20 protein-coding genes are annotated in these 25514 nt (G+C 45.4%); all 20 read right to left on the reverse strand.

The features are described 5' to 3' along the window. Positions 1–16: 16 nt before the first annotated feature. The 20 genes from KDD30_RS21655 to KDD30_RS21750 all read right to left on the reverse strand — a co-directional run bounded on the left by KDD30_RS21655 (position 17) and on the right by KDD30_RS21750 (position 25502). Positions 17–2104 carry a peptidase gene (locus KDD30_RS21655; RefSeq protein ID WP_211650628.1) on the reverse strand — a complete coding sequence of 696 codons (2088 nt, stop codon included), beginning with the start codon at positions 2102–2104 and terminating at the stop codon, positions 17–19. A 16-nt stretch (positions 2105–2120) separates the two neighbouring features. Continuing rightward, the gene (locus KDD30_RS21660; RefSeq protein WP_211650630.1) at positions 2121–2741 is read right to left on the reverse strand and encodes a DUF1449 domain-containing protein; all 621 of its coding nucleotides are present in this window, start codon (positions 2739–2741) and stop codon (positions 2121–2123) included. A 393-nt stretch (positions 2742–3134) separates the two neighbouring features. Beyond that, on the reverse strand, positions 3135–5318 hold the full coding sequence (gene pbpC / locus KDD30_RS21665; protein WP_211650631.1) for a penicillin-binding protein 1C: 2184 nt from the start codon (positions 5316–5318) through the stop codon (positions 3135–3137). A 22-nt stretch (positions 5319–5340) separates the two neighbouring features. After that, entirely contained in the window at positions 5341–9894 is a 4554-nt protein-coding gene (locus KDD30_RS21670) for an alpha-2-macroglobulin (RefSeq protein ID WP_211650632.1), read from the reverse strand. Positions 9895–10028: 134 nt separating this feature from the next. After that, complete coding sequence (locus KDD30_RS21675) at positions 10029–11084, reverse strand: polysaccharide deacetylase family protein (RefSeq protein WP_211650634.1); 1056 nt, start codon at positions 11082–11084, stop codon at positions 10029–10031. A gap of 203 nt (positions 11085–11287) precedes the next feature. Further along, positions 11288–12082: a hypothetical protein gene (locus KDD30_RS21680; RefSeq protein ID WP_211650635.1), complete on the reverse strand. Its 795-nt coding sequence runs from the start codon at positions 12080–12082 to the stop codon at positions 11288–11290. 73 nt (positions 12083–12155) lie between these two features. After that, a complete protein-coding gene (locus KDD30_RS21685) occupies positions 12156–12941 on the reverse strand; it encodes a hypothetical protein (RefSeq protein WP_211650637.1) in 786 nt (261 codons plus the stop codon). Positions 12942–12975: 34 nt separating this feature from the next. Further along, positions 12976–14073 carry a hypothetical protein gene (locus tag KDD30_RS21690; protein ID WP_211650638.1) on the reverse strand — a complete coding sequence of 366 codons (1098 nt, stop codon included), beginning with the start codon at positions 14071–14073 and terminating at the stop codon, positions 12976–12978. A 295-nt stretch (positions 14074–14368) separates the two neighbouring features. Continuing rightward, entirely contained in the window at positions 14369–15637 is a 1269-nt protein-coding gene (locus KDD30_RS21695; protein WP_211646538.1) for an IS4 family transposase, read from the reverse strand. A 90-nt stretch (positions 15638–15727) separates the two neighbouring features. Beyond that, positions 15728–16126 (reverse strand): lysozyme inhibitor LprI family protein, encoded by a 399-nt coding sequence (locus KDD30_RS21700; protein WP_211650640.1) that lies wholly within the window; start codon positions 16124–16126, stop codon positions 15728–15730. Positions 16127–16130: 4 nt separating this feature from the next. After that, the gene (locus tag KDD30_RS21705) at positions 16131–16583 is read right to left on the reverse strand and encodes a hypothetical protein (protein ID WP_211650645.1); all 453 of its coding nucleotides are present in this window, start codon (positions 16581–16583) and stop codon (positions 16131–16133) included. A 23-nt stretch (positions 16584–16606) separates the two neighbouring features. Next, entirely contained in the window at positions 16607–17977 is a 1371-nt protein-coding gene (locus KDD30_RS21710; RefSeq protein ID WP_211650648.1) for a hypothetical protein, read from the reverse strand. A 232-nt stretch (positions 17978–18209) separates the two neighbouring features. Continuing rightward, positions 18210–18461 carry a hypothetical protein gene (locus KDD30_RS21715; RefSeq protein WP_211650650.1) on the reverse strand — a complete coding sequence of 84 codons (252 nt, stop codon included), beginning with the start codon at positions 18459–18461 and terminating at the stop codon, positions 18210–18212. A gap of 413 nt (positions 18462–18874) precedes the next feature. Then, positions 18875–19480 carry a hypothetical protein gene (locus tag KDD30_RS21720; RefSeq protein ID WP_211650652.1) on the reverse strand — a complete coding sequence of 202 codons (606 nt, stop codon included), beginning with the start codon at positions 19478–19480 and terminating at the stop codon, positions 18875–18877. Positions 19481–19597: 117 nt separating this feature from the next. Continuing rightward, positions 19598–20248, reverse strand: coding sequence for a hypothetical protein (locus KDD30_RS21725; RefSeq protein ID WP_211650654.1), 651 nt, complete (start codon positions 20246–20248; stop codon positions 19598–19600). Positions 20249–20279: 31 nt separating this feature from the next. Next, positions 20280–21023, reverse strand: coding sequence for a hypothetical protein (locus KDD30_RS21730; RefSeq protein ID WP_211650656.1), 744 nt, complete (start codon positions 21021–21023; stop codon positions 20280–20282). 371 nt (positions 21024–21394) lie between these two features. Further along, a complete protein-coding gene (locus KDD30_RS21735; protein ID WP_211650658.1) occupies positions 21395–21760 on the reverse strand; it encodes a hypothetical protein in 366 nt (121 codons plus the stop codon). Positions 21761–21797: 37 nt separating this feature from the next. Next, positions 21798–22121, reverse strand: a complete 324-nt coding sequence (locus KDD30_RS21740; RefSeq protein ID WP_211650659.1) for a hypothetical protein — start codon at positions 22119–22121, stop codon at positions 21798–21800. Positions 22122–22495: 374 nt separating this feature from the next. Further along, positions 22496–23350 carry a hypothetical protein gene (locus KDD30_RS21745; RefSeq protein ID WP_211650661.1) on the reverse strand — a complete coding sequence of 285 codons (855 nt, stop codon included), beginning with the start codon at positions 23348–23350 and terminating at the stop codon, positions 22496–22498. Then, on the reverse strand, positions 23268–25502 hold the full coding sequence (locus KDD30_RS21750) for a hypothetical protein (protein WP_211650663.1): 2235 nt from the start codon (positions 25500–25502) through the stop codon (positions 23268–23270). Before KDD30_RS21750 ends, KDD30_RS21745 begins: the two co-directional genes overlap by 83 nt. Between the last annotated feature and the right edge of the window lie 12 nt (positions 25503–25514).

The raw sequence follows: 25514 nt of genomic DNA on the forward strand, positions 1-25514 counted from the left end.
GGATGATTGACGAGGATTACAGTTTTTCGTCGGACTGTGTGTTCAGGGTATTCTGAATTTTCTTCAGTAACTCTGAAGCACCGCCCTGTGAATTCAGCAGGCTGGCCAGTGCGACATTGCTCAGGTCGCTGCTTTTCAGATCTGTGTTTTCCAGGATGTCTTTAATGTCCTGAGGCATGCTGCGCAGGCCATCCACATATTCAGACACCAGCGGGTTCAGGACTTTAGATTCTGCAAATTTCGCATCCATGGCAGCAGCATCCATGATGGTCCGGCGGATTTGATCCATGCCTTCACCACCAAACAGCTTGATATCTGCCTGAGACAGTGCCTGAGCCAGCGCTTTCGCGTTCTCGCCCACGACAGATTTCTGCGCGTCGATCCGTGCGATTTCCAGCTCTTTATCCTGTTGCAGCTGCATCACCCACTTATCGTGCTCACGCGTGTGCTCATCGTACTGCTGAGCGGCTTCGAAGCGCGCTGTCTGTGCTTCAGCTTCTGCCAGACCTTTCGCACGCAGTGCCTGAGCTTCTGCTTCACCCGCGCTTTGCAGTGCGTAAGCTTCTGCTTCACCCACTTCACGAATCGCCAGTGCGCGCTCACGTTCAACTTCAACTTCAGCCAGGCCAGTTGAGCTGATCATTTCTTTCTCAGCTTTCGCCATACGCTCTTTCGCTGCAGCTTCACGCTCTTTCGTCACGTATTCTGCTTCAGCACGCTTAGTCGCAACAATCTGATCAGCTTCAGCTTCGCGCGTCTTCACAGCCAGCGCGTTTTCAGCATCACGGGTCTTAATCTTCAGGGCTGCATCATTTTCAATCAACAGACGTTCCGCTTTCTCACGGGCTGCATCTTTCTCAGCACGGGCTGCAACCAGCAGTTCCAGCTGTTTCGATTCAGCCAGCGCTTCCGCTTCTGTCAGCGTTACGCGTTTCTTACGATTTACTTGCTCGTGAACACGCAGGTTCTCCGTTTCTTCCTCTTCACGTGCAATCTTACGTTCGATTTCAACACGCTGAGAACGCGTTTCCGCAACTGCTTTCAGAGACTCTTCCACTGTGGTCTCTTTATGCATTTCTTTCTCTGCAACTTCAGTTGCAGTGCGGACTTTCTCCGTTTCCACGGCACGATTGAGTTCTTCTTGCTGGATAGCAACCTGACGCTGGTTCGCAATGCGCGTCATTTCAACTTCCATCTGAACACTTTCGCGTTTCTTGGCAACTTCTTCTTCGGTTTCCAGCTTCGCCAGCTGCGTCACGCGCTCGTATTCTTCACGCTTCTCAGAAGACAGTGCTTCTTCCTGCGCTTTGATAATGTCGATTTCACGCTTGGCACGGGCGACACTTTCCTGCTCTTGTTTATCCAGTTGCAGGCGGTTCGCTTCCGCTTCAACATTCTTCTTCTTGATTGTTGTGCGTTCGTCCTGACGAATCGCGTTGGTTTCCGTATTTTTGTGCGCAGTGATCATAGAGATCTTACGGATACCTTCAACGTCCAGAATGTTATCCGGGCTGTGCGCATCCAGTGAAGTCTGATCAATTTTATCGATCACAACGTCATAGATTTTGAAGCCATCCATTTCGCTGCCGATAACTTCAACCACAGCGTCACGGAAAGTCCGGCGGTTGGTCAGCAGTTCTTCGAATTCAAACTGCTTCACTGCGGTCTTCAGGGCTTCAGAAAACTTCGGCTGGAAGTGTTCTTTCAGGCGTTCGATATTTGAAGCTTCGTGCGCCGTAAACAGCTTCGCCACACGAACAATATCTTCTTCTTCGTGGTTCACACCGATATAGAAATCGACTTTCAGGTCAGCGCGGATATTATCGCGGCAATGCAGGCCTTCATATTCTTCGCCTTCCTGATCTTTACGACCACTGCGAATGACGGAAATCTTTTTACGGGTGATATCCATGTATTCGTACTGGTTGATGACAGGCCAGACGAAAGTACCGGTCAGTGAAGCGCGGGTTTCATGCAGACCATTGACGATCAGTGCATCACCCTCTCCTCTGACTTTTTTATACCTGGATGTGAGAAAAATTAAGATCAGTAAAAATATACCGACTCCAGCACTAATAAAGATAACGCTTGGAGATATTTGCATAGCCAACTCCTTATGCTCAGCTATTTTTCGCTACTATATAATGATTTGTTGTTTTATCTTGAGCAACGATGATGACCTCATCGCCATATTCCATTGATATCTCCGGCTCAACCGCCCGGACATCAAGTAAGAATTCACTGCCGTTATGCTGAACGACAACTTCGCCGCGGCTCTGATTCACTAAACTGCTGTGAACCCGGCCTTTCAGGCCGATGAAATCAACCTTGGCAAAGCTTTTCTTTTTATCAAACAGAGGTGCTAAAGGTTTGAGCAACCAGGCTGCAATGAAGAGAGCCAGGTAAGCCGTGAACGGAATCGTCGCCAACTCAACCGGAAGCATCCAACTTGCCTCTGAAACAACATTTAATGCCAGTGCAAGATAAAAAGAAATAATACTTCCGACAAAGAAACTGACACACAAAGCCACCATGAGCGGCACTTTCGACAGAATCGGTGGCAGAATCAAACCCGCCCCCGGAATATTTTCGGCATCGAACAGATCAACATCCGGTGCAATACTTTCGACCACATTAAAAACCAGATCGACCAGCATAATGACCAAAAAGATGACACAGGGAACGAAAAAAACATTCGTCGGGAAAGAGAGCAGGATCGAAATCATTTCATCAATGGTCATGCTTACCAACTATTTACAGGCTTATCAATTTATACCTTCAGGGAACCAGTCACATTTTGCGACGGTATATAAGAAAACGTTAAATAATGTGACCTGAATTTATCACTCCCACACTAGACGGACAATTATTTTTTATCTGAAATAATTGAAGAAAATCAGCTCAATTCACCAGAATCATCTTACAGTTCAACTCTGGTTCGTTGATGGCTCCATTTATTTTCACGCTTCATCCTGTGTTTTACACTTGTCTGCCAGTCATTCTGACAGTCAAACGACTCATACAATTTCAGGTCTAATTTCATTTTTTTGAACCAGCCCCCCAATTGCCTCTTGCCTTTCCGGTCAAATATTCAAAGGTTCTGGAAGCAATATTTAAGTGTGTACTGCTTCCAATCACGGATGCACCTGAATACGCCGTTGATCACAGGTTTGCCCTTCGCAGGCCGTGAGTGTGACTTCGCCACGGTAGGATTTTAATGACAGCGTGTTCTCACTATATGGCAAATGATTGACGTACCAGAACACCTGGGCATTGGGGCGATTTGTGGTCAGCGCAATCCGATCCAGCTGGCCAAGATAATAATGCTGCCCTTCTTTGACAGACTGAATTTTCAGGACGGCTTCGGGCTGAGCTGAACTGACAATTTGGTGTTGCTGCTGCCAGAGACTCAGCGATTGCGGCCATTGATCCTGCCGGACAAAATGCCCCTGACTTTCCAGGGTCGGTGGCGTAATACCGTTCCGGGTCAGTGCATACTTCTGGGCCAGACACCGTTCTTCGGCAGTTGCAGCTTTCGCCCGGCCACCCGGCCAGCAAATCAGTGTACGCTTTACCGTATCCGGTTGTTCAAGCCGGCGATGGTCTTCAGGCAACTGATCAAAGACATCAAACATCACCGGTGCGGCTCGGGTCGCCCCCAGATAGCCGACGACCGGAGTTGCGTCTGGCCGGCCAACCCAGACGGCCACGGTATACGCCGGACTGACACCGACGGACCAGAAATCCCGGTAACCATAACTGGTTCCGGTTTTCCAGGCGATTTCACGCCGGACCCTGGGCACGACACGATCGGAGGCGCTGATGCTACTGAGCATATTGAACACCATCCAGCTGCTGGCCGGACTCAGAAGCTGCTTCTCTTCATGGGTAACTGGCTGCGGTTGCGCATGTTTCAGCATCGTCAGCGGTGCAACTTTCCCGCCGGTTGCCAGAGCACGGTACAGGGTGACCAGCGTCATCAGGTTTGCCCCCGTACCGCCCAGCCCCACCGTCAGATTCGGTTTGTCCTGAATCAGGGTAATCCCCGCAGCGCTGAGCTGCTGGTCGAACGTTTCCGGACCCAGCGCATTGAAGACCTGAATCAGCGGAATGTTCAGCGATTGTTTCAGCGCCTGACTCACGCTGACGGCTCCCTGAAAGCGGCCATTGAGATTCTGAGGTTTGTAATCGTAAAACGAAAATGGGATATCACTGAGCAGGCTTTCGGTATGAATCAATCCCTGATCGAACGCCATGCCGTAAATAAATGGCTTCAGAGCTGAACCGGGCGAGCGCACGGCCTGTGTCATATCCACATGAGAAAATCGGCTGTCATCCTGAAAATCAACCGATCCCTGATAAGCCAGCACTTCTGCGGTTTCATTATCCACCACCAGCACCGCGGCCGATGAGTGCGCAGGTAAGTCGCGTTTGACTTTCGCCAGCAGTCGGGCCACGCGCTGCTGAATCCCGGCATCAAGCGTTGTTTGAATCACATGATGATCCGGCAGGGCCTGTTTCAGGGTCCGGCTCAGCAGAGGCGCAAGTTGTGCATGGGCTGCGGGGCGAAGCTGCACGGCTTCCTGCATCAGATAAGACGCCGATTGTGAAGGCAGCACGCCGCTGTCAGTCAGGCGGGCCAATACTTTATTGCGCATTTCCTTCGCGACCTCTGGATAACGATCCGGCCGGTACAGCGAGGGTTTTTGTGGTAACACCGCCAGTAATGCGGCTTCGTTTTTACTCAGATGCTTCGCGGACGTACCGAAATAACGGTTTGCCGCAGCCTCGACACCAGCAATGTTGCCGCCAAAGGGCGCCAGATTCAGGTATAACGTCAGGATCTCATCCTTACTGAAATACCATTCCAGCTGAAGTGCCCGCCAGAGTTGTTTCAGCTTGCCTGAAACAGAACGCTGGTGCGGGTCGATCAGCCGCGCAACCTGCATGGTGAGGGTCGAACCACCGGAAATGACACGGCCATTGCTGGCCCATTGCCAGGCAGCCCGAACAATCGAAACCGGATTGAATCCGGGATGGTGATAAAACCAGCGATCTTCATAATTCAGCAGGGCCTGAATATAAAATGGATCGACAGCCTCCAAAGTGACGTTGTAACGATGAACACCCTGACGATCACCGAAGGATCGCAGCAATTCTCCTTCCCGGCTGACCACAACCGTGGCCGGACCATCCGGATATAACGACGGAAGCGGGAACACAAGATTCAGTGTTCCCGCCATGATGATGAAAACGGCACACAGCCCGGCCAATTGTTTCAGCAGCGCTGTGCCCGATGCGATCCGCAGACACTTCATCTTCAGAAGGCGAACTGACGCATTACTTATCCACCGTAAAAGTTTGCGGCGTTTGCCAGTAGGCCAGATGTTTTTCAGGACGGTACATCGACTCAATAAACACAGGCGGTACAGCAAAGGTGCCAGGAACTTCAGCCCGGAGTACATAACCAAAGTGATACTTCTGGTCTTCGTAGAGTTTGCCAGACAGGACAAATCTGTCGTTACGGTACTCCTGATGTTCCGGTGTATTCAGCTTCACCCCTTCAGGCAGCATTCGATCAATCGGCAGTCCCTGATTCAGCGCCGGATTTTCCAGCACGAATCCCGCCGGGATCTTGTCCACCAGCAACGCATCATTCAGTTTCTCATCCAGGTTCACGGTCAGAATCACCACCACGCGCTCCCCGACTTTTACCCGGTTACCCGACAACGGCTGCCCTGTCGGGGTATACCATTTGCGCGTTACCGAATTTGCTTTCAGGGTATTGAACGAATTCGCAGCATTCGCGATAGTCCGATCCAGTACCTGATAGCCTTCCGCCATGACTTTTACATAAGCCGGTTGCTCATCCAAATTGCGAATCACCAGATCCGTCGTCAGCGGCTGACTGAACATACCCTGCTGTGTAACGGTTTGATCGTTGAATGCCAGATTGAACACCTGATCGCGATTCGCAGCACTGGTCAGCGCTGATGCCTGAACCAGCGCAGCACGTTCCTGCGTGCTCATCCAGCGTTTCTGAGACAGATCCGGCAGGCGCTCTAACTGAGCCGTCTGCAAGGCTCTGGCTTCTTTTTGCAGCGTTTTGTCTTTCGCCATGGCGTCAAGGATCAGCACGGACTTCGCGGTATCCCGCAGCTGAGATCCATAGTCGCCGTAATAACGATACTTACGGTCGAACGCTTTCATGTCTTCAAGCATGTCCTTGGCCTGTTCGCTTGCGCCAACATTGGCATAGCTCGCAGCCAGTTGCAGATAACTGAGCTGAGTCGGCAATTCCGGCAGTTGCATACTATCCAGATCACTCCACTTCAGCATCCCCTGCTGACTGGTGAGATACGCCGCATATGCCCGGGCAACATCAGCAGACTGACCGTCGTAAGCCAGCCCGTCGACCAGCGAACCATTACGGACATAAGCCATCAGCCGTTGTTTGGCCCGGCTCAGCATCGATTCTGGCACGATCCCCTGATAACGGGACTCTGCTGTCATCAGAAAATCTGACACGTAAGCAGTCAGCCATGGGTTTTCGTGGCCGCTGCTGTCCCACAGCGCAAAGCCACCCGTTCCCACCTGCATGGTTTTCAGGCGCAATACGGAGGTTTCGATCACCTGACGATCCGCATCTGCCGGGATCCCCTCATGATCCGTGTTCTGCCGATGTGATTGATGTACAGTCGCTTTGAACTTCGCCAGCTCAGGCGCCTGAATCAAAAACGGCCAGGCTTTACTGGTGGTTTGCTCGGCACAGCCATACGGATAACGAAACAGGCCTCGCGCGTGTTCTTCCGGGCTCAGCACGGGTGTCCGGCTGATATAGGCCTGACCCATGGCGCTTTGCACCACATCCATCCCGGACCACAGTCCGGCCCCCGCCTGATAAGATGCCCCTTTCTCCAGCACCGTTGAATGGACCTGCGTGACCCATGGCATGATCGGACGAACCGGCACATCCCAGTCACGGTCAATGTTGATCTCATCATTGCCGACACGCAGTGCCAGATTCACCCGGTCACTGACCATGGCATCAGACACGCGGAAACTGAAACTCTGGCTCCAGTGCGCACCATGTTGCAAGGTGAAAGGTTCTGTCTGTGGCTGACGCTGCAGCGCCAGTGCTTCACTCAGTGCCAGCGAGACATTCAGCGTCTGCGGCTGACCACTGACATTGTGCAGGTCTACGGTCACCGTTGAAATATCACCGGGTACCAGGAACCGGGGCACACTCAGTTCGGCCACCACAGGGGCACTCACCGGTTTATCCAGCACTTGCTGACCGACCTGTGATCCGTTGAAGGCGGTCGCGATGATCTGAACTTCACCGTTGTAATCGGGAATATCCATCTCGATGACGGCCTTCCCCTGCACCACCTGGACCGGCTTGCTCATCAGAATGACGGTTTTACTTTCCACCAGACCATCATTTTTATTCTCGGTTTTATCGTTGCCATCACTTCCGAAGCGGGATTGTGCAAACGGATTCGGTCGCGGGTCATACATTCGCGAATATAAATCCACGACATCTGCGCTGTAGCGACGCTGTTCGAAAAAGTAACGATGCGGATCCACCGGTTTGAAGCGGCTCAGGTTGATAATGCCTTTATCCACCACAGACAATGTGACCCAGGTGTCACCGCTGTGTGCCGCGTCCAGATTGTCGATGGTGACCGGTACCGACAGCGTTTCTGAAGGATGAATGAGATCCGGCACCGTCACAGAGACGGACAACTGCTGGCTGCTCCGGTCCAGTGTCAGCGGGCGGATGCCGAAGTAACGCTTCGGCACCTGACCATCACGCCCCGTCAGCGTCGCTGTCAGATAGAGATCATGACGTGCCAGTTTGGCATCAACCGGCACAGGAATGGTGACATCCCCCGCCTGAACCGGATAACTTTCGGACCAGACCAGTTCATCCGTTTCCAGCGTCAGTAAAAGATTTCCGGCAGCTGGCGCGGTCAGCGTCACCTGAGCCGTTTCACCCGCCAGATAAGCTTTCCTGTCAGTCGACATCGTCAGATGATCCGGCTTGGCTTTCAGCTGTTCGCTGCCGTCGTACCAACCGGCATAGAAATCATAAACTGTGGTCACATCCGTGGCTGTATCTTTCACCGTCAGGCGATAATCGCCCCAGGTGGTCGGAAACACCAGTTGCGTGGGTTCATTTTTCACCTGAATCGTCTGAGCCGACACCTGTTTCCAGCGGTCCTGTTTTTTGCGTTCCCAACCGATCCCTTCTTCGTAAATCCAGTAATAAGGCCCCTGATCGTAATCCATGGTGACTTCCAGCTCACCTGCAATCAGAGACTGGCCGTCACTGCTTAGCAAGCCCACATGAAACAAGGCGTCCGAGTTGTAAGGCACGTCCACAAATTGCGGCTGAATTCCGGGAACCGGCGTCTTTTTCCAGGTCACGTAATTCAGCTTGCGCTGAACCGCTGCCCCGCCGGATTCCAGCAAGCTGAAGTTTGCCACGACTTTCACCGGGCTTTTGAGTGCTGCCGGTTTTGGTGTAGGCAGTTTCACCCGTAACAGGCCCTCGTCAGAGAGTTTCTGCTCTTCCAGTTGCTCATAATCGGTATCCAGACTGAAGGACTGACCGACCACATAATCTGAGAATTTACCCGGAATCGACTGAACCGGCTGATAAGTCACCGCCGCTTTCAGGCGATTGCCTGCAGCCGGGCTGCCGAATAAATAGCGTCCTTTCACCTGAACATCGTTGGTCTGACCCGCCACCACAAAAGATGCTGGCGATTCAAATGTTAAATCCATACGCTCAGGCACAAACTCTTCCAGCTGAAATGCGAATTCACTGACAGGGGTTGGTGCTGTCGGATCCAAACGGACTTCAACCCGGTAACGTCCGGTTTTCCAGCTCAGTTCAGTCGCCAGTTCGCGGGAATAATAGCCAGCGGCTTGCGGCTCCAGCTGAACTTTCAGAATTTCTTCATTCCAGGGGTTCATCACCGACAAGTTGATCGGACGATCCGACATCTTGCGGCCATCCATATCGCGGAGCAACACATTAATAGGTAAGGTTTCACCGGGCTTCACGAGATCGCGGTTACTGTAGATATAGGCTTCCGCAGGCTGATACTGACGGCCTCCCACTTTGCTGTCGGCCAGATCTAAAGGCGATTCCCGCATGGGCAGAATCGCCATGTCTTCTTTGGATTTGCCTGCAGCATCTTTCCCTTTCACGCGAGCAACCACAATATCTTCACGCTTCATGCTGAAATCGAAGCGGCTGACACCGTTCAGATTGACATCCTGACTGGCCAGCAATTTGTTCTCGCGGTAAATCTCAACTTTACCCTGTGTGATCGCTTCACCCGTGGACAGTCTGGCCAGGCTGAAAATCGCCTGATGCTGGTGAATACGGGCCTGAATCCCCACATCGGTCAGCAGCATGTGTTTAGCTTTCACTTTATAAAAGCTGCCTGGCACTTTGACGACCACCACATACCAGCCGGAAGGCAATGCATGCGGAATCGGTAAACGCGCAGGCGTCTGCTGATCTTTCTGACTGGGCGGCAAGGTGTAACGGTCGGAAAAAACACTTTGGTACGCGTGTTTGATATGGTCCAGATCATAACTGGACATGCTGTCGTTAATATAATGACGGCTGAATAATTGTCCCGGTTCGGTGACTTTCAGAATCTCAATATCCACCTGTTCAAGGTTGATAAAGTTCACCGGAATCGACTGGTCATCCGACTGAGGCACTAAGGGACCATTGCCGACAAACAATACATCCGGTGTTTGTTGTTTATTTTCTTCTGTGGTTTCCGCCTGACTCAGCGTCGACAATGCAAATAAAAACAGCAGAAGCCCAATATGCCGCCAACTGTTCCGATAACGTGATAAAACCATATAAATCCCAGCCATCCTCACTGATTTTAATCAACAGGCAGACATGCCTTTTTCTTTGAATAGAGGAAATGATCACTTCCCCGAAAATAAAAACTGTGATGCAACGCTAATCCTCAGAACTGCAACCCGTTTCCTTATATACAACGCCGCCAATGCTTGTTTGATTGCGTGACGAGATCATCCAGCACCGGCAAAGCAATCGCAGCCAGCGGATGGATGTCATGGAACAGAATCACGCCTTTGCGCCACAGCAGCATTAATGTCACGACCCGATCGGTCACCGCTTTTGCATTCAGGGTGCGATTCCAGTCCTGACTGTCGATATTCCAGAGGTACGTCTGAATCTGATGCTGTGCCAGCCAGTCTGAAAACTCAGGGGTTCTCATCCCATAAGGCGGGCGAAATGTTTTTGTCGTGTTCAGTGAAAGCAGCGGTGCCATGGCTTGTTCTGTTTGCGCCATCGACGATTCAGACCATTTCAGATCCTGATGCGCCCGGTGACGCCAGCCATGAGCGCCAAGACATTGCTGCTGATAGAGCGTTGTGTGCTGTGTGGCGTTTATTTTATGACCCAGAATAAAAAACATCGCCTGAATCTCTTTCTGATTCAGCGCCTGAATTAACCGCGGCGTTCGGGTCGGGTGCGGACCATCATCAAAGGTCAGCAGAAATTCACCATCGGCGAAATGATCACCCCGGATTTCATTCGCGTTCATCGTCAGAATTTCACTGCTGATCCGCGGAAATAATGCCGCCAGTCTGATTTGCTCGAATAAATAATCGTGATAAAAGGCTTCACTGGCCTGTCGCCAATGGGGGTCATAAACCGGCAATTGCGCCTGAGCCTGACGGACCAATCCCTGCCAGTCATGAACAGGCAGATGCGTCGCACTTTGGTAACCAACCACCAATTGTTGCTGTGTGGCACGGAGCCAGCGCTCAACCGAAGGCAGACTCACTTGCTTCACACCCGTCAGCGCTTTGATGTCTTTCGCATTGGCTAGGCTGGTTTGATGAATGACATACGCAAACTGCAGAATTTCCGCAGCGGAAGCCCGGTCAAAAGCCATCTGCGAATCGATGGTTTCCGGCCACAATGCCCTGTCGATTGTGGCCACTCTGTCTGGCCCGGCAGCATAAAGCAAACCCGGCCACAAACAGACCAGCAATACCAAGCGAATGATTTTCATGAGAGATCCGACCTAATTACACCATGACGACTTGCGCCGAAAAGCAAATCTGGACACATTGGCCAGAAAGCTGTTCCCAAGCGACTTCAGGTCGCTGGGTCTACTGGTATAAGCGACATAAGCATGCAGACACTTAAGGGTTTCCTCAATCAATACGAGAAATTGTTCACTGTTCCTTCGGACTTGATTGGGTTCATGCTGAACTACCGGCATACCGCTTCGAAAATCAATTGTGATTGTAGACTGACCCGAAGCTGATGCGCCTGTGAATCAATCTGATACCTGTAGTGCCCGCGCTGGAACGACAAGTCGATTGTACCGGGCTCGGCCAGGGTTTTTGCCATTGTGAGTTCCTGCATGCCTGCTTTAGAAAACCTGTAAGTCAGCGTCTGATCTTGCTCGCGGAGACAGACACTGGCCACACGCTCACGTCCAATCTCACACAGATAGACATAAGTTTCCCCATCCAGACAGCCTGCGTGGGTGGCGTGTCCGATCCGATTCAATAAAGAAAAATGTTGCTCGTCAAAGAGTTGAGCCGGAGAAAAGCGGCGGGTATCCAGAGGCAAATGATACAGCGTGGATAACAGATGCACATCCCGTGAGGAACGTATTCGATCCAAATCCACAGCCAGAGGCTCCAAGACCTGCTGTTCAAGCATTCGGAAATCTGGCAGGAATTGCTGCCGGGTGAAAGACACTTGTGCAGCAATGGTGAGCGGACCGGCCGTATTGATATAATAGCGGGTTGAATGTTTGCCCCGGTCATGCATCACAGTCAGCTGTTGCAGTTGCTCACTGTCACGATACACCGCCTCTGTTTGAACACCGCCACACCAGGTTCCCCATAATTGCGTTTCAAGCACTTGTCCCTGTGAACTGAGCTGTATCGCACAATAGGGTTCGCCATTGTCGCGGCGGTTCTCTGTGTGTATATCAAGGGCTGCCGCCGGGCCTGACAACAACACAATGACCAGCCAGAAAATACGTAAGATCATCCTTCGTCCCCGAATTCACAGGCATCAAACAAGACTGGCAACAGACAACCCTGTGCGCCTTCTGTCCCGCAAATCACGGCCATGCTTTAAATCCCTGATAGGCTTTTCCGTCAAATTTCAGTGTCTGTTCAAAACTCCAGGCTTTTTCATAAGCATCAGAGCCCATTTGCTGACTCGTTTTATCTTTGACTTTCGTCGTCAGTTTTAAATCACGGTAGCCATGAGAGCGCTGATTTCCGAGATTGATATAGACTTTGGCCTGATGAATTGGGGCAGGCTCATCGGTCACTGAAAAATGGCCTCCCTGATTCGTCCAGTAATTCATCGGCAAACTTTTCAGTACAGGCTGTAACTTTTCCTGCTCGCGCACAAAGAGCGTCATATAGCCAGACGCCCCACCCTCGGCATACCGGGAAGCATGGCCAATATCCAAGCGGACCCCGACGGCTCTAGTGTCATCGTTCAGGTAATAACGTGCCGTATCAAGCCAGATCTGATCACTATCAATCCGAATTCCCCCTTCATCGCCAACTGAACCGGTATAAGCAGAAACCACCTGCTGCGCTGCTGTATCAACCAGAACAACGCGCCAGAGGTACTGAGATGAGCCATCGAACGAATCAATAAAATTGCGTTGAAAATATGACCCCAACATAATGCCTGACGTACCCGGTAAGCGCTTACATGCAACCGAACTGAAGTTATCCTCGCGCCATTCAGAATCATTCTGAAGACGGGCATCAGACTTCAACACCGACATCATGGCGTTACTGCATAACTGGGTTTGTGCGGCGTGTGCCGAACCACCCCACACGGAGAAAAAGAGGGCAGCAGGCACGATCAATTTCAATCGTTTCATAATTCATTTACCTTCAAAGATTGAATATCATCATTTATTCACACGCATCTATCTCAAAATTCAATGCGACATAGCGATTCCCATACTTCCTCAGCAATAAGGAACTTGTCGAAAAATAAGTACCCAGGGTCGACTTATCCACAAAACAAAAGTGATAGCCTAAATGGTTCTCTTTGGTGAGGGTTAAAGCGTAATACCAATATTCACTTTCCATCACAATCATCTTTTCTGAATAAACTGGCTTGGGAATACTCTCAAAATCTGGAAAACGATTTTCATTCTCTATACGTTGAGGCATCAAAGAACTTCTGAATGTGGTGATATCCAGATTCTCATAGACATCTTTCAGTAATTGCGAATCAGTTGGCTGTACTTCTGTCGCTTGATAAAATTTCCCATCAAAACGAAGCGTTTGGTCTGTTTTCGTGACGTCAGATTCATGGATGTTCTTGAATGGGTAATCAGTCGACTTTTCGACCTTTGTTGTGATTCGAATGTCCCGATAACCCTGGGTTTGATCCTTGAGAAAAGAAAGGAACACATGGCTCTGTGTTGTTATCAGCAGATCATCGTTCGTCGTACAGTGATCCCCTTCAAGTCGTTGCCAAAGATTCGTGGGAAGATTCAAAAGGACAGGCGTCAGCTCTGAATCTTTTTCTACAAACAGCGAGAGAAAATCAGTCATGGAAGAATCAGCACACCGGGGAGCAGTGCCGATCATTAACCGGACTCCCAATGCTCGTGTTGTTTCATTTAAGTCATATCTGGCAGTATCCAGCTTGATGCTATATGGACTCACTCGAATACCACCATCTTCTTGAACTTCATCCCGATAGCTGGATTCGATTTTTCCGGATGATTGATCAATCACCAATACACGCCATACATATCGATCACCGTGACCGACTTGCGTCATATTCTTCAGATACGACGCGAGCATTTTCTCTTGATTGTGAGGCAATATTTTGCAAGCAATCGCATCAAACGTTTCATCGTCGAAGCCTTGATGAGATAAGTCGAGTAACAGCATTGATTTCGATGCCTCAGAACAAGGCTGATTATCGGACGCATAAAGGTGGCCGGTGAACAATAAAACGCACAACGTAAAAATAAAACGGATGGTACTTTTCATCAGTCAGTTTCCATTTCAAACAAGTGTATTCTTCAAAATCATGAACGTCATAGTTTCAAGGCCCCGAATTAAAGCTGCAAAACTGAATAATAAAATCGTTGCCTTTCCATGCAATCGGCTCGGTTATCTTTCAGATAGTTGCTTAAGAATTGACAGTGTTTGTCGGCATAGACTTGCCACAATGAATTCCGGTCCGCTGGTGATGCCTGCGGTGTTTTGTTTTTGGATGCATAAAGGGTGTAAGCCAGTTCCGTTTCATGAGAAGTAATATATGCCAGCTCTCATAGACAGGACCTTAAGCATTAAGCTTTTCATAAATTCCATCTAAGGTTCTGTCTTTCTTGGATTTTCTCTGAGCTGCTTTGCGAGCATTCATTGATATATATACCATAGCCCATTCCAGTCGCCCTGATATTTCAGACCTTGCTTGGTGCATCAAGCTTTCCAATATTGGAAGTAGCCAAACATCAACATTTTTTGCCGCTTTTAATACAGATACTGACGGCAGGCTGGTTATGGCAATACTTCGCCGAACAATCAGCGCTAGCAAACTGGCCCAAATCAGCCCCTCAGCAATGGCTTTTTGTGCCGTTACAAAACGACGCCAATTCGTATGCGACTTTAACTCCTTGAATAGCAACTCAATTTGCCATCGGCACCGATAGAGCGCCATGATATCGTCTGCTGAAAATTGTGATGTCGGCAAGTTTGTCAACCACAGACAAAAACGCTTTTCTTCAGCGAACCATCGACGCACCACCCGGAACTCGTACTTTCCTCGCTTGCATCTCAGGTCAAGAACTTCGGAGCGGTTAGTTTTTCGGCTAATATCCTTGAGTTTCATATCTATTAATCTTGGTAAACGCCGACCATTGCCATTGTGGGCACTAACAATTGTTGGGTTCAGTGATTTACCGCCACGGACGATAAAATGGCCGTTATGACGAGAAAGTTGCTCGAAATAGCTAAAATCCACATAGCCAGCATCGGCTAAAAGCAATTTTTTCTCTAGGTTGCCAGGTGTGGGCAAGTACGTCCGCTCAGATGCTGTATCTGCCGTTACTGTCATCGTTTTTGGTGACTGGTCAAACAGCGACATGGTCATATGACATTCAATCGCAGCAGGATAGTTTTTGAAGCGGCTTGGAAAAACCTCACGAAGTCCGTCGTGAACTCGAAAAGAACTGCCATCCTGCAGAATAACATCGTCGAAATGAGATAAATTTGCTGGCATTGAACGCGAACTCTTCTGGAACAGCTGAACTATTGCAAATTTGACCAGCTCTTTCATAAAGTCGGCAAAACTATCTTTTCGCAACTGGTTATGAAAAGGCTTATAAGCCACATTTTGCTTTTCACTCAGACACATCCCGTTGAACTGGCGATGAAGGTCGGCAATGGCGTGGCAATTGCCCTTGCTCAAAGCCGCGAGAAGGCTGAGTACCAATTGTTGAGGCTGAATTGCTCTGGCCCGCTGAGTAAAACCACACTTTCTTGCAGTTTTTTCGAGAAAACTGGCATCGAAGAATTGCACCAGTTGCTTTTTTAAAGAGATAATCGTCATCGGCTTCACGGTTGATTCTGGTTGTTTGTTTGGCGACGATTATCAGATCATAAGTGAAGCCTTTTTTCTATCTAAAATATGGGGTTAGAGCTAAAGATCCTGTCTATGTGCCAGCTCTAATAATCGTGCTTCAGTGACTTCCGCCCGGCAAAGGTAGATGATTGATTTTGCAGATGGATCCAGCTCGGACAAAGCAAAGTCATCCCCAAAGTAAGGATGATGATCACACAAATCTTCTTTGAATTGAATCCAGGCACGCTGAACGCTTTTCAGTTGCGAGAACTCATCCGCAGACAATATCGTTTGAAGTGTCCGGTATTTTTCGTTCAATGCCGCATCTTTGGCTTCATACTTATTAAAGTAATGATGATACAGTGCATTCAAGTCTTCGGAGTTGACCCGATCATCCGCATTCGCAGAAGAGATACTGCCAAACACAGCCAGAATCCCTGCAAAAATTAAGCGGCATTGAAAACCCACTCGACTCATCCCATTATTCTCCGTAGTCGTCTGCATCTTGGTCTTTATTGATCCAGACTTCAAAATCGAATTCGGCCGGTACCAGATTAAGATACTGAGACAGCAGTGTTTCGGTTTCACGATCGTCTGGCACAATCCCGATTGAACTCTGCGAGCAACGAATCGTCGTCAGCGGCCTTCCGTTTTTTTCAACATAGATACCGGATTGGAAATGCGTTGCAGTCACTTGAGATTGATTCCCTTTTCTTTCCAGAGCCTGACTGTAAAAGCCAAATACATGATACTGATAGCTGTGATTTTGAAACGACAACAGCATCCCTTCATTCCAGCCCGCAAAAGATTGACGGCTGAAATGCATCGTAGGTGTCAAGGCCAGCTCAACATGACCAGGGCGACCATATTGATCCATCAGCACTTGGTCACGCCCACAAATTGAGATCAGCTTCCCATTTGCCGTGTGGCACACAGAGCACTCATTGAAGATAAAAGTCACAACTTTGATTCAATATCACAGTAAACACTACTGATATCAAAACTATCAAAGCCACTTTTCCTGACTTCAGTTTTTATCTTGCATTTTCGAGTCAAGCTTTTATCACTGCCGTGTTGATCCATGACAGGGACATTCGAAAATGACTGCTCCAGACGGTTAAACTTTGAAGAAAATATTTCTTCTGACGGCAGTTCATCAAATGCTTTCAGATTCAGTCCATGATAATCGTACTGATACAGATAATAATTCAATTGCTCTTTTTCTCTGTCGTATAATGAATTCAAACAAATGACATCATTCAATTGAATACTGTTGTTCACAATATTCATGTTGAAGAGACATTCCTGATTGGTACTGGAAAGAAAGGTATATCTTACGACTTTCAGATGTCCATCTGCTTTCTCTTCTGCAACCTGATAAGCGTAAGTACTTGCTTTAATGATATTTTCATTCATTATCGTCTGATCAAGGTAGAGACCATCAGCATCAATACTTACACGGGATTGATATTCTTCGGTTGATTCTTCGTTCAGTTCATCCAAAAGCGTTGACGCCGATTGGCTCTCTAAAACATCGTTCAATAAGAATCCACCCGACGATGTTTCATATCGTATACCGTTGAACCGAACGACTTGGTTGACTCGTTTCGTTTTTTCTTCTGAGCTTCCTTTCGGATCAAATGTAAAATCCTCAACTTTATTCGAAAGTCGGATGTCTCTGTAGCCATTCGTTTTCGTATTCAGTAAATGCAAAATGGTGTGAACGGTTTCCTCTTGAATCATACCGTCATCGCCACTGCAATGATCCCCTTCAACTAATCGCCAAGAATAGGTTGGCATGTTATTCAGAACCGGAACGAGTTCTTTGCCTTTCTGGACAAACAAAGTCAAAAAATCATTTTCCAGAAATCCGGCACATCGTGGTTTATCCCCTATATGTAAACGCACCCCTAATGCACGGACTTCTTCGCTCACATAATATCTTGCTGTATCCAGCATGATGTTGTTTTCATCGATGCGTGTATCGCCTCCTTCGACGATGATATTTTTGTAACTCGCGATTGATTCCCTGGTCTTCCGGTCAGCCAGTAACACACGCCACAAATAATTCTGATGTCGCTCAGTTTTATGCTGACTCCTGATATAAGAAGCAAACACGATATCTTCATGCTGCGGATGTGTTTTACACTGGATCGATTCTATATTGCCCCGAAACTCAGCATCGTTGTCATCCTGATATTCATGAATCAGGCTCAGATCGCTTTCCTGACACCCAGAATCTGACGCAGCATTCACCTTCATACTGAGGATAAGTAAGGAGGCGGTCACGATAGTTCTTACACACAGTTTGATTTCATTTTTCTGCATTTTATCTGTACTCGTATTCAGTCATATAAACTATCGATTCAAAGCGATATGAAATCTATGCTTTGGTCAGCGTATCGTAGCTATACTCTAAAAAATCTGGATAAATCTCCTTTTCAATCGTCTGAAAATGACCATCGGTATCTATTAATTTCAATCCATTTGATTCAAACACGACATGAGATATTTGATTGTCTTCTTTCTCTCTCAAGCGTAAACCGTCCTTACTTATATATTATTCATTTTCATATTTTGAAAGATGAGGTTTACTATCTAACGTTAAATCAATGGATTTATTTACATTGAATGTAAAATCTTCAACTTTTACTTCTCTTTTCTCTACCTTCCCTCTGATAACTTCAGGTGCATCGAGTCGAATGACTAACTCATCTTCAAAATGATTCCCTTTCAAAAAAATCGGATAGCTGTTACCTGTAGCGCTAAATAAAATCAGACATAAACAGAAAACAGTACTATATAGCTTCATGATATCCCTAAATATCCTTCATTTTTTCGACACCTTCTCACAATTTTCAGCACTTTCTCAGCACTTTCTCAGCACTGAAATTGGGCCATCTTTTTCGATAAAAACGCTTCCTTTATCCGAAACGATCGGCCGACCTTGCCATCATTGGTCATAACATCATTGATGGATATCATCAGTATAAGCCTCAACAGAAAATCCAATTGATAACGCAATTAGAATAATTTTCGTTTTCATGAATTTTTTCAACTGTAAATTTCAATTGGAATTATCATTCATCGGCTTCAGTTGCTTATCAATTGAATTCCAGTGGATTTTCTAAAAACACATGCACACTGGAATCCTTCATTTATCCATACATAAATATCAGTAAGAATTTTCTGGGGTTATTTCTACTTTCTTTTGAAGTATTGCTTCTAGTAGTGTCCCCAATACTTCTGATAGGCTTCAAAATTTGTTTCTTCCAAGTCGTTCAGACATTCATAACCACCATATGAATGCTCAAAATCCATCGCCCTCATGACGTTATCATTATTAATCCCATTATCGACATCAGCAAATATGATTTGCCAGTCATGCTGTCTTAGCATGGTCTCGGGATTATAAAATAAAAAGTCAACAAGCACGTAAGATTCTGAAAATTCTTGAATACTTGCATTGATCACAATACCCTCTGAAGGCGTCTTAATACTCGTATTTATGAGTACTTTGTCATTACTTCTCAGAATGAAATTATCACCCTCAACTTCGATATTATAATTCCTAATCAGAGGTTCATTGATAATTAAATAGTTTTCTGGATATTCTGGGTGATTTTTAGGTGCGACCGTAATACCTAACTCTTGAAAATCAAATTTTGTTTGATAAGGTGCAAGTCTAATATATTGACCTTGTTCACTCACAATGTCTTGCGTATAGTCGATTTGACAGTCAAAACTGAATGAATCTGCTGCATAAGCCTTAACAGAAAATCCGATGCATAATAAATTTAGAATGATTTTCGTTTTCATAAATTCTTTCATATTTAAATCTCAATTGGAATTATCATTCATCGGCTTCAGTTGCTTATCAATTGAATCCCAGTGGATTTTCTAAAAACACATGCACACTGGAATCCTTCATTTATCCATACATAAATATCAATAAGGATTTTCTGGGGTTATTTCAATTTTCTTTTGAAGTATTGCTTCCAGTAGTGCACCCCAATATTTCTGATAGGTTTTGAAATTTGTGTCCTCCAGGTTATCCTCACAATCATAACCACGATTATATTTCTTGAAACTTAATGTTCTCGTGACATTGTCATTATTGATTTCTTTATCGTAATTATCAAACATGATCTGCCAATTATGTTGTCTTAGCATGGTATTGGGATTATAAAATGAAAAGTCGATAAGCACGTAAGACTCTGAAAACTCTTGAATGCTTGCATTGATCACAATACCCTCTGAAGGCTTCTTAAGACTCGTATTTATGAGTACTTTATCATTACTTTTCATAATAAAATTATCATTCTCAACTTCGATATGATAATTTCTAATCAGAGGTTCATTGATAATTAAATAGTTTTCTGGATATTCTGGGTGATTTTTAGGTGCGACCGTAATACCTAACTCTTGAAAATCAAATTTTGTTTGATAAGGTGCAAGTCTAATATATTGACCTTGTTCACTCACAATGTCTTGCGTATAGTCGATCTGACAATCAAAGCTGAATGAATTATCTGCATATGCTCTCAATGACCATAGAAGCATCAATAAATATAAAGCTGGTAATCTGACTTTCATCATCTAACGTCCTCAAGACATGATCAGCAACGGATCATCGATAAAAATGACCATCAAACTTCAGTAGTTTGTTGCGGTGAATGATTTTCAGTTGCTCATCCAGCACCTCATCTCGTTCATTTTCAATTATTTCTCTACGTTTTACTAGTAAATCGTAGAATCCATTTGTTTTTGTTTCTTTTACTTCAACGGATGAATTTACTATCTGCTTGATGACTCTTTGATCTTCATAGCAAGCATTCCCTTTTAAAATAAACCAATCTTTCATTGGATAATCAATCAACACCCGATTCATATTATTCTGGTTTTGAACCAATAAGTTGAAATACTGATTCCTGCCACCTGTAGAACAGGGAGCTGCATACCCAACATTCAGTATCACGCCAAATGCTTTGACGTTATCATCAAGATAATAGTCATGAGTGTCTAATAAAATTGGATCATCACCGACTGCAATCTCAGCCTCTTCCTCTATGAATCCTGAATACGAAGATTCAATACGCTGCTCGTCTTTAATTAACAAAACCCGCCAATGATATAAATCATATTTCTTATCTTTCTCACTGAGCTGTAAATATGAGGCTATTGTATAGGCACTATCTGTTGTTTTTTCACAGGTGTACGCTTTTAAATCATCTTTGTGACGCTCCCCATCATTTGAATAAAATGCATCATTTTTCATCAATCTCACGATTGAATCCACACATTTCTGGCTCTCATTTGCAAATGATGGTTTACTTGCAAAAATAGCGAAAAATATAATAACAAACTTATTCATCACTTATATTCAATCTTCCTGTTAATCCTTTGTCGGAATTTAAAAAGTGTTGTCTTGTTTTATTTATCCATGCTTAATTATCATTAAGTATCTTCTGGGGTCATTTCTACTTTCTTTTGAATATAGCTTCTAGCAGTGCAGCTCTACACTTCTAATAGGCTTCGAAATTTATTTATTCTAGGTTATTTAGTCATTCATAACCACAAAATAAATTTTCAACCATATAATAGTGTATAACTCTGTTCTAATTTAAAAATTTGCTTACTTTTATTTTTATATGAACATTCACTTTAATTATTTTGATTGAACAAATAAATAATTGAAATCACCTGGATTTCTCACTGGCGATTTCAATTAATTCTAGCAATATATCACTTTCCTGTTGATTCACATTGAATCTCTTCACGGCCTAAATGAATTTTACACTTTTGCTCAGCCCAAGGCGCTGCAACAAGGAAAGAAAGATTAGCACCATCAAAGCTTAACCGTGTAGGGTATATCGTTGGATAGCTTTTCTCTAAATTCAGTTGACTATCTCCCATCTGACAATATCTTTTTCTACTATTCTTTTTCTTGTTGTATACAATGATACAAGGATCATCTTTTTTGATATATACACTTCCTATTTCCGAAGAACTAGGCCGTGTTGGCCATATCTGGTAATAACGATAATTACTTATCTCATCTGCAATCGACTCAAAAGAAAAAACCAATAGCATAGTATATATAATTTTCATACAAATGTTCCCGTCTTGTGCGATGATCATATTCCGCCTAAAGTTTCATGAACGTCAGATAGTCATTGATCACTGATACGAATCCATCAATGTACTGATTCAGTGCCTGGGCGACCGCATCCCAGTCTAATTTCCGGATATATTCGATACTTTTTCCCGTACCCTGATAGCGCACACCATCCAGTAAGAAAACAGCGGGTAAGAACTCATCTGGCGTGAACAGCACAGACAGAATATAACCTTGTTCACTCACAATGTCTTGCGTGTAGTCGATCTGACAGTCAAAACTGAATGAATCTTCTGCACAAGCCCCAATAGAAAATCCAATGGATAACAAGATTGGAATAATTTCCGTTTTCATGAATTATTTCAATTGGAATTATCATTCATCGGTCTTCAGTCGCTTATGAATTGAACTCCAATGACTTCTTTTCCGAAAAAATCTCTTGCACACTGTATCCATTTTATTAACCATGTTGGATCTTCAATAATAAACTGTTGTGTTTATTTCGTCTTTTAACCGTTTATCTTATGCTCTCAACTAGTTAAATGAACTAGATCCTTTCGAATTCGTACGATACTGACAGTCACTCGCAAATGAGTAATGGCATGTCAGTAAAGTAAAAATAATGCGGCAGAACTGCCTAACCATTATACATACAAGATTTAACAATGATGCTGGAAATAGTAAAATTACAACATCATTGATTATCATTCAAGTCAATAAATTCATTTCTAATTGTTATAGGAAGATCCGTCGTAAACATATTTAGAATGAAATTCTTTTATCGATGATAGGATTTCACTCGCTAATTCTGTTTTAGTCTCAGTACTACTTTTCCCTTTTATCAGCAAGTCATTAAATCCATTAGTTTTTGAATTTAGAATAAAAATATATTTTTTCTCATCAACCTTTACAATCTCCGGGTCTAAACAAGCGATTCCGTTGTAATTAGACCACGTACTCATCGCAATATTCTTTAATACAGGTTTAAGATGAGTACCATCCTGTAAAAATAACGTTAAATAATCTGACTCACCACCATCAGCGCATCTCGGACTGTATCCAATATCTAACCGAACACCAAATGCTCTTTGGTTTTCTGCTAAATCATATTTAGCTGTATCAATCCATATGCTATCTTCTCCGACTTGAATAGAGCTATCTTCAGAAATATATCCTGTATAAGATGCCAAAACAGAACCATTAGTTTTGCTGGTCTTCATAACACGCCATAGATACGAAGATCCGATATCATATTCTCGTATCTTTTGTAAATAGGATGCCACTAATGTATCGCTTTCATTGGGCATGTTTTTACATGAAACACTAATGAACTCTGAGTTGTTAAAAGTTGTTTCATTATGTTGCTTTGCATCTTGGTACATTGCATCCAACACAAGCTCACTACAGCCCTTTTTTGTTTCTGCTATAGCATGAGCAGATGCAATCATCGTAAATATTAAACTACATATATTGATTGTTTTTTTACAAATTACATTCATATTAATCCCCCGATAAAACAGCATATCCTTGGCTGAAAAATCTTTTCCTTTTACTTCGACTCGAAGTATGAAAATTAACCACATCTGTAATGCTATCTGTTGATTCTTCAGTATTATCTACTCTATCGTTTAACTTATTTAACTTCCAGAACCCTAAAGCACTTAAAAAACCAGGTATCGTTTCAAGCAAAATATTAGGGTCTTCGACAAGATTAAAACTCACCTCAGGAATAGTCTCTTCCAGAATATCCTGAACATTCTCATAATTTGACTTCCATGTTAACTGTATAAAACCTTTTCCTTTAAAATTGATTCCACTCTCATCGCCGCCTTGTATTAACTTAAAGCCGCCATCAGGGCAAGCATAGACACGTTTCGCAATTTCATCTTCTTGTGGATATTGCAAATAATACAACCCATCCTTGCTCCTGTATTCATACTGTGATTTATCAGATTCATTAAGCCCCCGATATACCTCAGGCTCAACTCTAATATAACCATAAGTATCGGCTTCAGAAGGATAATGATTAAAGTAACGTGAAAATATACTCTTTAGTGCGCTGACACTATACCATAGGTCTTCTTCTCTACCAGTTAAGCTTGAACCAACTTCCGCCCTGATCTGAGCAAAAAACTGAGCCGCACGCTCATGAGTATTGATTTCGAATAGCTCAGCATTAGCATTAAATAAAATGCGAACTTCTTCTCGCTTATCTTCTGGAGCATCGGGGAATAACGCGGCCATTTTTTCTTTAGAGATCTGATAACCATAACTGCGGATAGCGAACGGCCAAAAATGCCACACTTGGGGCTGAATCTCCAACTTCTCCGTATCTAACTGTTGCATCCACGCTGTTTGTTCAATACGTGCTTTTTCATGGTCAATAAAATCATCGTACAGCGACATGATTTTTTCGCGATACGCAGATTCCTGGAAGATGGCTTCAGACTGAAAATACTTGCTGGCATGCTGTTCCAGCAGATCACGCCCTTTTTCCAGCACCTGATTAAACCAGGCATTATCCACTTGTTCTTCAAAGTGCCACTCACTTGGATGCTTGGCGATCACTTTTTCCAGTTTGTTCGTGGCGGACTGATAAAATGCGATCAGTTCATTCTCTGAAAGCTGTCCATCGTTGTCGGTGTCAATCGCGCGGTAAATGTCATTGAAAAACACATTTTCCGGTTCCATCACGCCATTACTGCCGCTGCCGTCGATCACCTGAAAACCATGTTCTTCCTGACCGGCTGCAAGCGCTTTCAGGAAGTATTCTGGCGGGCGATCGTTAGAGAAGACCTCAAGATGAACACGATATTCCTGATCAATATTGCCCTGCGCATTCTTCAGAAATTCATATTTACCCAGATAGCCCAAGTGTTCCCCGGCCTCAATTTTGAACGGGATGTCCGGGATCTGAACGGCGCCATCCACCGTAATCGGAAGCTTAGCCTCCGGCCCATTTTTCATGTGCCACGGTGGTAGCTTCTTGGTTAGGGGTTCTGCAATTTCATTCCACATGGCTTCCGGTTCGATCCCTTCACCGTGTTGCTTGATCGCAATCCAGACTTCCTGATTGAGCGTCAAATCGGCATCTGATTGAATTGCAACTTGATTTGAGCCTGTATATTGACCCACGCAAACCACTTTTGCCTGAAGGAAATCATACTCAGTGCTGCCCAGCTTACCTTTCACCACCGTTGCTCTTGAAGGATCAATGAGTTTCAGAATTGTACCTTCGGGCAGTAACACTTTTTTGTCAAAATCTGCACTGCCTGGCTTACTGCGAGAGTTCCGGTTCTTTTTCAAGCGGATATAGGGGAGCTGGCTGGCATTTTCCGCTGCCGCCATTGAATCCTGAATTTCCTTCTGGGACTGCAAATGCATGTAGAGGGAATAGAAAGTATAACTTTCGTCTTCTTTGTCCGGGTTCTGGAAGGTGTGCCGCAGCAGACAAAAGTTGTTGCTGTAGCTGGACGTGGTATCCAGATACTGTGTGGTTGGATATTCCTCCGACATGCGATAGGCCACCAGCTCACCATCGATCATCGCCTGAACCGGCTGAAAGTGCTGCGCCCAGAAAGCGATGCGGTTATTTAAGTGAATACCGCCATGCCAGCCACGGCCTTTACTGATGAGATAGCGGCCGCTGGTCTGCCCGCTCAGCAGCACTTTCAGTGCCGCCATATCCGCGAATGGTTTGCCATCGACCTGACAGATAGGAAATGCTGTGTTCATGAATTTACTTCC

The sequence above is a fragment of the Photobacterium sp. GJ3 genome (assembly GCF_018199995.1).
Lineage (GTDB): Bacteria > Pseudomonadota > Gammaproteobacteria > Enterobacterales > Vibrionaceae > Photobacterium.